This is a genomic window from Chryseobacterium sp. HMWF035 (genome assembly GCF_003094695.1).
GTDB classification, from domain to species: domain Bacteria; phylum Bacteroidota; class Bacteroidia; order Flavobacteriales; family Weeksellaceae; genus Chryseobacterium; species Chryseobacterium gambrini.
The window spans coordinates 96,437-110,129 of record NZ_QEHP01000057.1 but is presented as its reverse complement, the minus strand read 5'-3'; the positions used below and the strand labels follow the sequence as shown (position 1 = coordinate 110,129).

Here is a 13,693-nt window from a genome sequence, read left to right as displayed (position 1 = left end):
GCGTTTTATTAAAGTATATCGCTTATCTAAAAGCTCGTCTCCGCTTACTGATTCTATTTCGTTTTTCAGTGCCGCAAAGATAGAGACTTTAAACCCGCTCTTCCAAATATATTTAACATAATATTTACACTAGAATGCTTATTGTGGGTAACTTTGAATCCTAAAACACTGGTTTATTTGAGTTTAAATGGTTATCCATAGTTTTCCACATTACTCGATTAAAATTTTTTGCTCTATGAAAACATTGGATAAGGAGGGGAAAGATTGGATTTTGAACCGGAGTTTCGTGGATTTGAGGGAAAAATGGATGGGCTTGAGTGGAAGTGTTGGAGAGGAGAGAGTTCGTAAGCAAAGAAAAGAAGCTGGAGAAGAAAAGTTTATTGAGAAAGCAAGGAGATGATTTACAAATGAAAAAGCAGAGTTTAATTACTCTGCTTTTCTTTATTATATATGGTGCTTAAAAATTCTCCGTAGGATTTTTCGAGACCGATGATATCACCGCTTTTTAGATTAAGTCCGCCTACTCCACTTTCGTCTGATTTTATTTTTGTAGCCGAAATCTGGAAATACTGATTAGAACTATTGTCTTTAGGCTGGATTTTGATGGTTGAGCCTAATAACTTTTTAGTTGAAATTGTATAGACTTCACCGGGAACCGTTTTCAGTTTCAGGTATGATCTTGGTGAAAGTACATAATCGGTCTTATTGATCGCTATTTTCTGATCTTTTTCTGAAGAAGCGAAAATGTACATATATCCTGTCTGATCTTTGAATTGATCTTTTGGAAGAAAATAAAGATTTAATCTGTAATTGGAAGGATTGAAATTCTGGGGAGTTCCATCGATATTTTCAAAAGGTTTCCATGAAAATGCATTGGCCCCGATTTCTTTTGCCTTCTTATACACTAATGAAAAAACTTCATCGTCGTATTTCCAGAATCCCTGGACTTCGACTTCACCCAAATATTCAGCATCTTTTATTTCTTCATTAATTTTGTACAGGAATTTATCGGTATTCTCTTTCGTTTTTTGAACTTTCGTAAGGTACACATTTTGTGCGCTGCAAAGCTGAGTAAGAAAAGCGAAAGCAACAATGATGAGATTTTTCATTCTATATATATTATTGTGTAAGAATGGTAACGCATTCTTCGAGACTATTTTCCCAATATTTGGGTTCTATTTTATAAACTTCTTCAATTTTATCGAGAGACATCGTGCTTCTTTTCGGTCTTTTTGCCGGTGTAGGATATTGCTCGGTAGTTAGAGGATTTAATTTAACTGAAGATTTAGAAAATTCAGCTATTTTTTCAGCAAATTCAAACCAGGTTGTTTCGGGATAGTTTGAAAAGTGGAAAACTCCGTATTTTTTTTCTTTTGCTTCAATGATGTCCATGATGGCTTCAGCCAGATCGTTTGCATTGGTAGGCTGCCCGAACTGATCTGCCACAATTCCCAATTCGTCTTTCTGAGAAAAAAGATTGAGCATTGTTTTCACAAAATTTTTATTGAACTCGGAATACAGCCATGAAGTTCTTAAGATGATTGTTTTCTGATTAATTTCCAGTGCAAGTTCTTCCCCTTTCAATTTGGACTCGCCGTATACTCCGATGGGACTTGTAAAATCGTCTTCGGAATAGCTTAAATTGGTTTCTCCATCAAAGACATAATCTGTAGAAACATGGATAAAAGTCGTTTTAGAGTCTTTACACGCCTGTGCAAGGGAAGCCACTCCTTCTGCATTTACAGCAAAAGCCTTTTCTTTTTCAGTTTCGGCAAGATCTACCGCTGTATAAGCTGAAGCGTTGATACAGTAATCCGGTTTGTTTTCCGTAAAAACAGTATTGATCTGATCTTCGTTGGTGATGTCTAAAGTCTGTGAATCTGTAAAAATGAATTCATAATCGAGCTCAAAATCCGGAGCAATTTTTCTGATGCAGTTTCCTAACTGCCCGTTTCCTCCTACTACTAAAATTTTTTTCATCATGAGTTTCTCGCGTTTTGTGATCTTAAATATTTAACTCTCGACTGGAAATCTTTCTGTTCCAAATCTACATAAAACTTATTGAATGTTTCTTTAATTTCTTCGGGATGTACTTCGGATTTTCTTGTTTTAACATTAAAGTAGATTACCGTAACCCACAATACGGCATGAATTGTTTTCTCGTCTAAACTTTTCATGAGGATTTCTACTTTTGCCGTTCTGTCTGCCACTTCAATGGTCTTACTGCTGATAACAACCGAGGTATTGTATCTTACTTCTTTTAAATAGGCTATTTCATTCTGAATTGCAATCCAGGTGCATCCCGTCATTTTAGTATATTCTTCATACGTGAAACCATAAAATGTTTCTACGTGATCTTCTCTGGCGTTGAACATGTAGTCCAGATATTTCACGTTGTTTAAATGACCAATGGGATCACAGTCGCTGAATCTGACCTTTACCGTGGTTGATACTTCTTTTTCCATTCCGCAAAAATAAAAAAACCACCTCGAAGTGAGATGGTTCATTTTTATAAATATTTATTAATTTCTAAAAAATTACTGAATATTCAATTCTTTTTTCACTGCAGCTGTAGCATCTGGTCCTCCTTTGAATACGAATGCAGAAGAATTTGCATCCATAATGTAATCATAACCGTTTGCTTTTGCTACTTTAGAAACCGCCTCGTTCAGTTTTTTCTCGATTGGTTCGTAAGCAACATCCTGCTTAGCCACGAAATCTTTCTGAGCTTTATCGTTCATCTGCTGGATTTCTTCCTGCATTTTTGCCAATTCTGCTTCTCTTGCTTTGTTTTCTTCAGCTGTTTTCTTTGGAGCTTCTTCAGAATACTGCTTTAATTTAGCCTGTCCTGCGTCTGCTTTTTTCTTGATTTCTGCCTGTTTAGTATCTAAGAAAGTTTTAAGATCCGTATCTGCTTTTTTCTTTTCAGGCATTGCGTTAAGAATTCCTATAACATCTAAAGTTGCAATTTTTTGAGCTTTTGCCATACCTACCGATACAACCATCATTACCGCTGCAAATAATACACTTAATTTTTTCATAATTGGTAAATAAATAATTTAATTTGTTTTTAGATTTGTAAATGTAATAAAAGTTAAACTTTTATTTTTTTGTCTTGCCTTTTTCTTTCGGTTCGGCATCTTTTAACAAGATTGCCAAAACTTTATCCGAATAATCGGATCTTTTCTGAAGAAAAATAACATTATTGCTTGTTTTATCTAAAACTATCGCCAAACCGTTCTTTTCAGACATGGTTTTGATAGCTTCCCAGATCTGATCCTGAAAAGGCTGAACCAGATTTGTTCTCAGTTTCTTTATTTCTCCGGTGGCACCAAAACGTAAACTCGTTGTTGTTTTGATGTTTTTTTCCAGATCCATTACTTCTTTTTCTCTCAATTTAAGCTGATCTCCGATTAAAAGAACTTTTTCACTTTCAAAAGCAGATCTTTTTCTTTCGTATTCTGACTGCAGGTTCTGAAGTTCGGACTGCCATGTATCAATCTGTGCATTCAGTCTTGCTTCAGCTTCTTTATATTGAGGCATTTTATTCAGAATATATTCCGTGTCTACAACGCCCACTTTCTGTGCATTGCTTAGACCGAAAAGCAGGAATAAAACAAATGATAAAACAATTCTAAAATTTTTCATATCGTGGATTATAATGATTGGTTCATCAAGAAGTGCGTCTTCCATCCTGAAGGCTCAGTTCCCGAAACTGTTTTGTCGAATCCGTAAGCGAAATCAAATCCAATTAAACCAAATGCTCCCATATAAACTCTCACCCCAATACCCACTGATCTTTTCAACTGGAAAGGATTATAATTTCCCCAAGAATTCCACACATTACCTCCTTCCGCGAACGTTAATGCATAAATCTTTGCAGTCTGGTTCAATGAAATCGGGTATCTTAATTCTAACGTAAATCTGTTGTAAATAGTACCTCCTCCTGTTGGAGTAATATCTTCAGAAGTTCCTCCGTATGTAGAAGCATTTTCATAACCTCTTAACGGAATTAATTCTCTACCGTCATATCTACCTCCGAATAAACCGGTACCTCCCACATAGAATCTTTCAAACGGCGGTGCTCCCAATTTAGAGTTATATCCGTCCATAAAGCCCATTTCCGCAGAAGATCTTAATACCAATTTTCCAATAATTTCATTGTATACATCTGCTTTGAACTTCACTTTATAGAATTCCATCCACTTATATTTCTCTGTAGGACTTAAAGTAGAATAATCTTTATTGTTGAATGCAGAATATGGCAATGTAAATTTCACCGAAAGGTCTATGTTTGAGCCTACTGTCGGGAAAATCGGGTCGATACCTGCAGAGTTTCTGCTTAATCCTAAGTTGATACTTAAGTTGTTGGCAGAACCATAATATTCTGTAGCATCACCAAACTGGAACGGATAGTTCTTAAAGTCATACTTCTGGTACTGAAGACCTGTATACAATGAGAAATAATCATCCGGCCATTTTAACAATCTGTTTAAACCTACAGAAGCGGAGAAGATGTTAAGTTTCTGTGCATTCCCGTAAACATCAGAATATTTTACTCTTGAGTTATTTAAACTTACAGAAAGTGCAGTCGGTCTTGTTCCGAACAACCATGGTTCTGTAAATGAAACTCCGTAATTCTGGAAATATTGTCCTGCCTGTGCCTGAAGCGATAATGTTTGCCCATCACCTTGAGGAACCGGTTTAAAGTCTTTGAATTTAAGGAAATTCTTTAACGAGAAGTTATTGAATGTTAATCCTAAAGTTCCGATGAAACTGTTACCTCCGTAACCTGCCTGTAACTGAACCTGAGATGAACCTTTCTCCACCAGTTTCCAGTTGATATCTACCGTATTATCCTGCTGATTTGGCTGGATATCCTGCCCAACCTGTTGAGGATCAAAAAACTGCATTCCGGCTAAATCGAAATATGTTCTTTTGATATCACTTTTAGCGAATAAATTTCCCGGCTTTGTTCTTAAAGCTCTAAGAATAACGTGGTCATGAGTGGTTGTGTTTCCTTCCCATGTTACTTTATTCCATGTAGCTTTTTCACCTTCGTTGATACGGATTTCAAGATTGATTTTATCTCCGTCTATAGATTTTTCAACCGGCGTAACGTTTGAGAAAAGGTAACCATTGTTCATATAAATGGACTTGATATCAGAATCGTCTTCTTTTCCTCCATCTTCACCCACTTTTTTGTTGAAACCTACGGCATCGTAGATTTCTCCTTTTTTGTATCCCAAAAGTCTTTGTAAATAGTCTGTAGAATAAACGGTATTTCCGGTAAATGTAATATCTCCGATGTAATACTGTTTACCTTCTTTAAGTTTTACATTGATCTCGTAATTGTTTCTTTTGTTTCTCCAAACAGAATCTGAAACAATGGCAGCATCTCTGTATCCTAAAGAGTTATAATAGCTGATCAGGTTTTGCTTGTCTTCCTGATATTTATCTTCAATGAATTTTGAAGATTTCAGGATTCCGCCAATACCGAATCTTTTTTGTTTTGTTTCTTTAAAGGCTTTTTTTCTAAGTTTTCTGTCTGATACATACTGATTTCCTTCGAATTCGATATGATCGATTTTGATTCTTTTGCCTTTATCTACATTAATCGTCCAGTCTACTAAATTAGGATCTCCTGCATTTACTTTTTCCTGAATGGAAATTTTAGCATCGGCATATCCTTTTTTAATGAAATCTTTCGGAACGTTTGTTTTAAGACTTGAAACTAAGTTCTGCGTAATTTTTGTTCCCGGCTTCAGATTGTTGTCTTTGGCCATTTTTTCATTTTTGGACTTCCCGATTCCTTTACCTGTAAATTTTACTTCTCCAAGATCTTTCAGATCCTGCAGATAAAACTTCAGAATAACCGTTTCGCCTTCAATACTTTGTACGTAAACCTCCACTTCAGAAAAAGATTGAGTATCCCAAAGTTTTTTTACAGCATTGCTAATTTTCTGCCCCGGGATATCCACAGATTCTCCCTTTACCAAACCTGTAAATCTCAGGATCTGAGCCGGCGTATATTTTTTAACCCCATCTACAACGATGTCTTTTAAGGTGTATGTCCCTGCTTGGTTTTCTGCGTGTACAGATTTGCTCACCTGTGTGCTGTCCTGTGGAGTTACCTGTCCATAAAAATGTGCAGAAGCAACAAACATAATGATGGGTAATAGTCTAAACTTCATTTTATCGTAGTCTTTCTTTTCTTAAATTTTACTGAATTTTTATCTGTTCTCCGGTTTTACCGAATCTTCTTTCTTTGTTTTGATAATCTACAATACACTGAAAGAAAATATCTTTTGAAAAATCCGGCCACAGAACGTTTAAAAACTGCAGCTCTGCATAGGCGATCTGCCAAAGGAGAAAATTACTGATTCTGATCTCACCGCTGGTTCTTATTAAAAGATCTACGGGTGGAAAATCTTTTGTGTAAAGGTGACTTTCGAATAATTTTTCATCAATATCTTCAATATCTACCTTTCCTTCCTTTACGTCTTCGCTGATGCTTTTAACGGCATTTAGTATTTCATGCTGCGAACCATAGCTGATTGCCAGTACCAAATTGCCTTTTGTGTTTTCTTTTGTAAGTTCCACCACGCGTAAAAGCTGATCTTTTACAAGTGAGGGAAGTTTTTCGAGATTTCCAATAACGTGCATTCTTAATCCTTTGCTGAAAATTTCTTCCGCTTCAAGCAATAAGGTCTCTACAAGTAAATTCATTAAAGTATTTACTTCCTCTGCCGGACGGTTCCAGTTTTCCGAAGAAAAGGTATAAAGAGTTAAATACGGTATGTGTATCTCATTACACGCATTTATGGCATTTCTTACCGCATCAATGGCATTCTTGTGACCAAAGGTTCTTTCTTCGCCACGAGATTTTGCCCATCTTCCGTTACCATCCATGATGATAGCCACATGCTGTGGTAAATTCTCAGGATCTATTTTATCTTTTATCAACGACATATTAATCACAATAACATGGAGGTCTTCCGAACGAATAAGTAAGTCCAAGACTCACGGTATTCATCCAGTCTTTAGACTTAAAGTCTCCAACGTTCCTTTCTCCTATAATTGCAGCTTCTCTTTCTTTAGACACTACATAATAAGCATCTGTCTGCAAAAGAGATCCGCCTGTAACGGGGCTCAGAATATCTCCGTTATATGTAGCAACTACATCCTTGCTCTGAATTCTGCTGTAATCCAGCTGATCCGTAAGCGTATATCTGAATGTAGCTTCTGCAAAAATCGCCCAGTTATAATTAAATTTATATTTTAAACCTACTCCAAAAGGAATTTGCATTGTAGTTTTGGTTCCTGTAGAATACACCGGAGTTGTTGTAAAATCCAGTTCATTAATAGGAGCCTGAGCTACACCATCCGCATCTCTTCTGAAATCATTAATCACCGTAGCTTTAGGAGCATCGAACATTAAAGCTCCTACCCCACCGAAAATATACGGACTCACCATACTTTTCTGCTCGTTGTTTACCGGGAAGAAGTTGTATTCAAAGATCAAACTTGCTTCATATACATTATTTTTCCCGAATGAGTTTCTGTTCTTTCTATATTCTTCTTTCGCCACCTTGTCATTAAACTGGATCTGATTATATCCTAGATCCAATCTTACAGTCTGGTGAGGATTAAAATTAAATCTGTATAAAATTCCACCATAAAAAGGGACACCCCAATCTGACGCTTTACTTAAATCCAATGGCTTTTGTAAAATATAATTCGTTCTCCCTATATCCCCAACTAGGTTACTCATACCTAGACGAACTCCAAGTTCGTTTCTTTGTGCTTTAACACTTACCACAGTTCCTAGAGCGGCAAGGAAGCTAAACAATAATTTTCTATTCATAAAAGAATATGGATTTATGGTTATTTTAAAATTTAATTTTTGCAAATATAAAACTTTTTTATATTAATGATAATCTTAATGTTTAGTTAAAAATAAACAAAAAAACATAATTTGTTATAAAGTAAACGACAAACTAGCAAAATTATTCTTTTTTTAATAGAATCAAAATTATCATGATATAATAAACCCCCATTAAATGAGGGCTTAAATGTATTATTTTTTATTGAATATTGACTGTACTTTATTTCTAATTCTTATCAGCAATGGTTCTTTGTAATTTTTGTCTTCGTCAAAATAGCCGTAACCATAGCCATAACCGTATCCATAGCCGTATCCCTGCTTCGTATTATAGTCGTTATACACAAGACCTAAGTGTCCAATTTCTCCGCCATGATACTTTTCCGTGATCATTTTCAGCATATATTTCTCCGTATACTCGTGTCGAACTACATAAATATTGGCATCTGAGTGTTTCATAAGCTCGTAAGAATCTGCAACAAGACCTACCGGAGGAGAATCGATGATGATAAAATCATATATCTTTTTAAGGTCTTCAATGAACTTGATATTTTTATCACTCATTAATAACTCGGACGGATTCGGAGGAATAGGTCCCGAAGTCGCCACATCAAGATTTGGAATTCTTGTTTTGTTGATAATCTGGCTCATTTCCACTTCTCCTGTAAGGTAATTTGAGATTCCAAATTTATTGTCAATTTTAAAGTCTCCGAAAATCTTAGGTTTTCTTAAATCCATCCCCAAAAGGATTGTTTTCTTATCACTTAACCCGAGAACAGAAGCCAGATTGATAGAAACATAGGTTTTTCCTTCACCTCCAACAGAGGAAGTCACCAAAATTACTTTGCTGCCACCAACTTCTCCGGATAAGAATCTTACATTGGCTCTAACCCCTCTGAATGCTTCCGAAACGGAAGATTTTGGCTGATCCAGAACGGTAAGCATATTCTCATGATTATTGTTTCCGATAACCCCAAGAAGCGGAATTTTAGTTGCATTAAGTAATTCTTTAATGTTTCTGATTTTGCTGTCCAGTATTTCTCCAAGGAGAATAAACAGTAACGGTAAAGCCAGAAGACCTCCGATAATCCCCGCTTTTGTTGCCTTTACATTAGGTCCGATCGGTGGCTGTCCTACATTTTTTGCAGGGTCTATCACACTGATGTCCGATTGGTTTGCCGCCATTCTCAGCTGCGTATCATTCTGCCTTGTCAGCAAGCTGTTGTAGGTAGCTTCAATCATGTTGTAGCCTCTCTCTGCATCTAAATATTTTCTCTGTTTTTCAGGATATGTTGCCAGTTCGGAATTTGCATCCCCAACTTTTTGGTTAATTTTATTAATTTCTGTGTAATACGCTGTATAATAATTTCTTAAAGCTCCATTTGAACTGACTTTTGCTTCATCAATCAGTCTGTTGATTTCTCTCATCGGTTCAGAATTTGGCTTGTAGATTAAAGCCATTTCCCTTCTTTTAAGATATAAAGCCTTTAGCTCTGCTACAGAAGCACTGAAAAGTCCATCCTGAAAACCTGCAGCATTGGTACTGATCATTTTTTCAAAATTCTGACTTTCCAAGCTGTTTTTAATCTGATTCAGAGAGCTTATTTTGCTTTCAATATCAGCTTTCTTTGCTTCAAGATCTTTAATTTCTGTTAAAGATTTTTCATCCCGGTCTTTTATGTCGTACAACTTTTCAGTTGTTTTCATATAATTAAGAACATTGGCACTCGAGTCTAATTTTTTTCTGATATTATCCAGGTTTTCCTTTAAATACACACTGGTATTCTGATCTACCACAACTTTATCCGCCTGTCTTTTCTTCTGAAGCTGTTTTACGGACATATTAAGGAAGTTCACTGTACTGTTAAGATTATAACCGGTCTTGCTGATTATCATAATCGTATTAATCTCCTTATCAAATTCCACATTTATGGTAGAAACAATATCATTAACGGTCTGGTTAACAGTATTTAAATTAACAATAATATTGGTTAATTTAATTTTCGGTTTTACAGGGTTTTTTAACAGCCTGAATCTCAGGTTAGGAGAAGTATACCAATCTCCGACACGAATAATTTTATTGGCAGGTCTTTCAAACGGATTAATGGTTGTATAACTTTCAGATTCAAAGCTATACAGGTTGGGGGATTGCCCTTCTTCCGGCAATACCACTTCATAAGAATCTCCGCCTTTAGGAACCAATGTGATTGGATAATTTACCTGTTGCCCATGTTTTCTGTCGATCTGTAAAAATACAGGAGAATCGTCCTTATCCAGATAGGTTGATTTAATGACTCCTTTTGTAGAATAATTTACAAACAGATCAAGCTCTTTAATCAGAAATTCATTGTGGGTTCTGGATAAAAGCATTTTTTTAAGGTAAACTCCGTCCTGATTTCCACCTTGTCCCCAAATGAAGTTAATAGACTGGCTTGGAGTAAAGTAGCTTGAAGTATTATTGGAAATACTTAAAGATAAATTGGATGCATAAATATTCTGAGCATAATATTTACTGTACATCCACGAAATTCCGTAGCCTACAAAAAACATTAATACAAACCAGTACCAGTTTCTCAGCACTCTGCGTAAAAAGTGTTCAATATCGAACAAAGCAAAACTTCCGTGTTTCTCTTTCTGCGACTCTGCTTTTTCTACCTTTGTTTCTTTTCCTGGAATCATAATATTAAAGGTTTTTTAGAAGTAGATAGATCGACAATGCTGTTGTAATCACCGAAACTCCGGTTGTTAAAGTCTGGATAGGGTCTTTGCCCAATCCGTTGAGACTTTTTGCTCTTGTATTCAGATATATTTCGTCTCCGTTCTGTACGTAATAGTAAGGAGAATTCATAACGTCTTCACGGGTAAGATCGATGATCGCTTTTTTAATTCCCTCTGGTAATTTTCTGTGAATTACGATATTTTTACGGTCTACCGTTCTGTTTAATCCACCACTGATTGCTAAAGCCTCCGTAATGGTAAGTGTATTTTTATGAACTACTTTTTCACCGGTAACTCCCGTTGTTTCCACATCTCCTAAAACATAAAATGTAATTCCGTTGGTGTTTAAACGTACTTCAGATTTACCCTCCTGAAAATTTTCATTAACCTTATCCTGAATTTCACTGCTGATTTCCGCAATCGTTCTTCCTTCGGCTTTTATAAATCCTATTCCGAAAACATTAATATCTCCGTTGGCATCTACTTTTAAACCGTTAAAATAAAAAACCACATTTCCTCCAGTATTTCCACCACCGGAAGACATCATACCTCCACCAGTGGCAATACTGTTCGTAGAGGGGGCTGTAGCAGAGCCAGAAGTGTTCATGGAAGAATAAAACTGTGCCGCATCTCCTTTAGGAGTGGTCACAATATTAAGATTCAAAATATCGTTTTTTGTAATTCTGTAAACCGGAATATTATAAGGGATCAAACCTTCTTCATTAATGACAAGGCTTTCACTGGGCTGCATATACCGTACATCTTTTGTGGTAATACAAGATGTAGTGATTAAAAGAGGCAGAGCCAGAAGTAATAAATGCTTACAATTCTTCATCATATTTTTCAAGTTGTTTGCAAAAGTAAAGATTTAATTGATAGTCTTTTTATTATTCTTCAAAAGATAAATAAAATCCGGAATATAAGCTCCCAAAAAACCAAGGAAAAGTATAATCAATAATAAAAGATTTACATTTATATGTCTGAAATAATAAGCTATTGTAATAATAAAGAGATAATATACAACAATATAGAAGCTTGATCTTCTATGGGTAAGGTTAAGCTTTAAAAGCTTATGATGTATATGATTTTTATCCGCATCAAAAGGCGATTTCTTGTTAATTAACCTTACGATGATAACATTCAGGGTGTCTACAATGGGTAAAATTAATATGGCTACCGCCACTACAGGAGCAGACTGAAGATGATATCTCGGAACTCCGGGAAGTTTTTTGTCGATAAAAATATCGATAAAACAAATAGAAGTAAAGGCAAGAAGAAATCCTAAAAGCATAGAACCCGTATCGCCCATAAATATTTTATTGGTTCTGTAATTCGATAAATTATAATACAGAAATGCCAGAACGGCGCCGATGATAATGGCAGATAAAACAACCAGAGGATAATTATATTCTCCCAATCTGTAATAACTGATTCCGAAAAGGGCACTGCATATTACAGAATATCCTCCCGCAAGACCATCAATTCCATCGATGAGATTAAATGCGTTGATCAGGATGATGAAAGTAACAATACTAAACATAACGCTTATAAAATAGCTCATCTCGTAGATCCCGAAAATCCCGAAAAGACTTCTGATCCTTATGTCTGATCCGATTACTATAAACGCCGAAACCACAATCTGTGCGACCAGTTTTTTATAGGCTCTCATTACCACAATATCATCCATCACTCCGATGTACAGGAGAATAACGAGAGAAGCAAATAAAAATTTATAGAGATCGAAAAGTTCGTAAGCGAAAATAGAAGCACAGATTCCGATGGAATAAAAAATGGCAATCCCTCCAAGATTAGGAATTTTCCGGAGGTGGGAACTTCTTATCCCCGGTTCGTCCATTAAATTTTTCCTTCGGGAAATTTTAATGATCGTGGGAACGGAAAAATAAGTGATTAAAAAAGAGAACAAAAAACCAAAGCCTACTTTTACGTAAAAAATAGGAATCCCCGACTGGTTTAAGAACAATTCAAAATTCTTCATTTTTTTCTATTCAAGTACTTAAAAGGTTTGGCGACTAAAAACCTTTTGTCCGGCTTATGAGCAACGCAACACAGTACTTCCATTTGTGTTTACACTAATTTTCTTATCAGCTTTTTCTGCCCTGCAAAAAACAACAGATAAAATATCTTTTTTTTCAGTGGCAAAGATAGCAGATAATTTTTATCAAAACGACTATAATTCAATATATCTTTCAATTTCAGCCCTCTATCTTTGATAAATAACTCCAATTCTTCCGACATACTGTTAAAAATCTCCCCGTCTTTTACAAAAGCGAGGTAAGCGAGAAAAGAATAAACCCCTTCAAAAATCTGAAAATTTTTAAGTTCTTCTTTTCTGTCCGCATATTTGGATTCCGCAAACACCTTTTCCACATCCATTACGGCTTTCAGAATATCAAGCCCTTTTTCCGTGTGGGTTTTGGTAATAGAATCGGTACGTTCCAGATACTGATAATGGAAATTCTGGGTCTGTGAAATCGTATCACACCCCAGCAAAAGCTGCGGAACAAGCTGAATATCTTCGAAATGAACTCCTTTTTTAAATCTCTTTTCCCGGAAAAGTTCTTTTTTAAACAATTTATTGCACGCAAAATAGCTGAGATCGGAAAAAACAGAAAGGTTCTTTTCGAGATCAATTTTTTCGGGCATATTGGGAATCTGGGTGAGCTTTTGCGTAATATTTCCGTTTTGATCAACCTTTTGAATATTGCAGATCACCATTTTCGACTGGTGTTTTTCAGCAAGATGTACCATTTCTTCAAACATGGAAGGCGCAACATAATCGTCACTGTCTACAAATCCAAGATAATCTCCCGTTGCACGGTCGATCCCGAAATTCCGGGCATCACTCAGTCCGCCGTTTTCTTTGATAAATGGCCTGATTTTTTCGGGATATTTCTGAGCATACTCCTGAATAATCTTTTCCGAATCGTCTTTGCTGCCGTCGTTGATGACCAGAATTTCGATATTCTGATGGGTTTGATTAACTAAAGAATCCAGACATTTTGCCAGATAATTTTCAACGTTGTAGACGGGAACAATAACAGAAATTTTTGAGGGAACAATTTTCATACA

General features: G+C 35.9%; 13 protein-coding genes. 1 reads left to right on the top strand and 12 read right to left on the bottom strand.

Going from position 1 to position 13,693, the window contains the following annotated elements; genetic code table 11:
• Window positions 1–235: 235 nt before the first annotated feature.
• On the top strand, window positions 236–400 hold the full coding sequence (locus DD829_RS23535; RefSeq protein WP_165796538.1) for a hypothetical protein: 165 nt from the start codon (window positions 236–238) through the stop codon (window positions 398–400).
• A 22-nt stretch (window positions 401–422) separates the two neighbouring features.
• Here the strand turns inward: DD829_RS23535 and DD829_RS09910 are convergent, their stop codons facing one another.
• The 12 genes from DD829_RS09910 to DD829_RS09855 form a co-directional block, all read right to left on the bottom strand.
• On the bottom strand, window positions 423–1,109 hold the full coding sequence (locus tag DD829_RS09910; protein ID WP_108408824.1) for a hypothetical protein: 687 nt from the start codon (window positions 1,107–1,109) through the stop codon (window positions 423–425).
• Between the two features lie 10 nt (window positions 1,110–1,119).
• Window positions 1,120–1,980 carry a dTDP-4-dehydrorhamnose reductase gene (gene rfbD / locus DD829_RS09905; protein ID WP_108408828.1) on the bottom strand — a complete coding sequence of 287 codons (861 nt, stop codon included), beginning with the start codon at window positions 1,978–1,980 and terminating at the stop codon, window positions 1,120–1,122.
• Complete coding sequence (locus DD829_RS09900) at window positions 1,980–2,465, bottom strand: acyl-CoA thioesterase (protein WP_087708421.1); 486 nt, start codon at window positions 2,463–2,465, stop codon at window positions 1,980–1,982. Before DD829_RS09900 ends, rfbD begins: the two co-directional genes overlap by 1 nt.
• Before the next feature lie 72 nt (window positions 2,466–2,537).
• Complete coding sequence (locus tag DD829_RS09895) at window positions 2,538–3,041, bottom strand: OmpH family outer membrane protein (protein WP_108408825.1); 504 nt, start codon at window positions 3,039–3,041, stop codon at window positions 2,538–2,540.
• Between the two features lie 61 nt (window positions 3,042–3,102).
• Window positions 3,103–3,648, bottom strand: a complete 546-nt coding sequence (locus DD829_RS09890; protein WP_087708479.1) for an OmpH family outer membrane protein — start codon at window positions 3,646–3,648, stop codon at window positions 3,103–3,105.
• A gap of 8 nt (window positions 3,649–3,656) precedes the next feature.
• The gene (gene bamA / locus DD829_RS09885; RefSeq protein ID WP_108408826.1) at window positions 3,657–6,194 is read right to left on the bottom strand and encodes an outer membrane protein assembly factor BamA; all 2,538 of its coding nucleotides are present in this window, start codon (window positions 6,192–6,194) and stop codon (window positions 3,657–3,659) included.
• A gap of 28 nt (window positions 6,195–6,222) precedes the next feature.
• Window positions 6,223–6,972, bottom strand: coding sequence for an isoprenyl transferase (locus DD829_RS09880; RefSeq protein ID WP_108408827.1), 750 nt, complete (start codon window positions 6,970–6,972; stop codon window positions 6,223–6,225).
• A 1-nt stretch (window position 6,973) separates the two neighbouring features.
• A complete protein-coding gene (locus tag DD829_RS09875) occupies window positions 6,974–7,867 on the bottom strand; it encodes a DUF6089 family protein (RefSeq protein WP_076396639.1) in 894 nt (297 codons plus the stop codon).
• Between the two features lie 213 nt (window positions 7,868–8,080).
• Window positions 8,081–10,564: an exopolysaccharide transport family protein gene (locus DD829_RS09870; protein WP_108410512.1), complete on the bottom strand. Its 2,484-nt coding sequence runs from the start codon at window positions 10,562–10,564 to the stop codon at window positions 8,081–8,083.
• A gap of 4 nt (window positions 10,565–10,568) precedes the next feature.
• Window positions 10,569–11,438, bottom strand: a complete 870-nt coding sequence (locus DD829_RS09865; protein WP_076396659.1) for a polysaccharide biosynthesis/export family protein — start codon at window positions 11,436–11,438, stop codon at window positions 10,569–10,571.
• Between the two features lie 33 nt (window positions 11,439–11,471).
• Entirely contained in the window at window positions 11,472–12,599 is a 1,128-nt protein-coding gene (locus DD829_RS09860; RefSeq protein WP_076396635.1) for a glycosyltransferase family 4 protein, read from the bottom strand.
• 89 nt (window positions 12,600–12,688) lie between these two features.
• The gene (locus tag DD829_RS09855) at window positions 12,689–13,690 is read right to left on the bottom strand and encodes a glycosyltransferase family 2 protein (protein WP_108411493.1); all 1,002 of its coding nucleotides are present in this window, start codon (window positions 13,688–13,690) and stop codon (window positions 12,689–12,691) included.
• Window positions 13,691–13,693: the final 3 nt, after the last annotated feature.

What these genes read in the sequence shown, in the direction of transcription:
- DD829_RS23535 (WP_165796538.1), top strand. Translation starts at nt 236, where the DNA reads ATGAAAACATTGGATAAGGAGGGGAAAGATTGGATTTTGAACCGGAGT.
- DD829_RS09910 (WP_108408824.1), bottom strand. Translation starts at nt 1,109, where the DNA reads ATGAAAAATCTCATCATTGTTGCTTTCGCTTTTCTTACTCAGCTTTGC.
- rfbD (WP_108408828.1), bottom strand. Translation starts at nt 1,980, where the DNA reads ATGAAAAAAATTTTAGTAGTAGGAGGAAACGGGCAGTTAGGAAACTGC.
- DD829_RS09900 (WP_087708421.1), bottom strand. Translation starts at nt 2,465, where the DNA reads ATGGAAAAAGAAGTATCAACCACGGTAAAGGTCAGATTCAGCGACTGT.
- DD829_RS09895 (WP_108408825.1), bottom strand. Translation starts at nt 3,041, where the DNA reads ATGAAAAAATTAAGTGTATTATTTGCAGCGGTAATGATGGTTGTATCG.
- DD829_RS09890 (WP_087708479.1), bottom strand. Translation starts at nt 3,648, where the DNA reads ATGAAAAATTTTAGAATTGTTTTATCATTTGTTTTATTCCTGCTTTTC.
- bamA (WP_108408826.1), bottom strand. Translation starts at nt 6,194, where the DNA reads ATGAAGTTTAGACTATTACCCATCATTATGTTTGTTGCTTCTGCACAT.
- DD829_RS09880 (WP_108408827.1), bottom strand. Translation starts at nt 6,972, where the DNA reads ATGTCGTTGATAAAAGATAAAATAGATCCTGAGAATTTACCACAGCAT.
- DD829_RS09875 (WP_076396639.1), bottom strand. Translation starts at nt 7,867, where the DNA reads ATGAATAGAAAATTATTGTTTAGCTTCCTTGCCGCTCTAGGAACTGTG.
- DD829_RS09870 (WP_108410512.1), bottom strand. Translation starts at nt 10,564, where the DNA reads ATGATTCCAGGAAAAGAAACAAAGGTAGAAAAAGCAGAGTCGCAGAAA.
- DD829_RS09865 (WP_076396659.1), bottom strand. Translation starts at nt 11,438, where the DNA reads ATGAAGAATTGTAAGCATTTATTACTTCTGGCTCTGCCTCTTTTAATC.
- DD829_RS09860 (WP_076396635.1), bottom strand. Translation starts at nt 12,599, where the DNA reads ATGAAGAATTTTGAATTGTTCTTAAACCAGTCGGGGATTCCTATTTTT.
- DD829_RS09855 (WP_108411493.1), bottom strand. Translation starts at nt 13,690, where the DNA reads ATGAAAATTGTTCCCTCAAAAATTTCTGTTATTGTTCCCGTCTACAAC.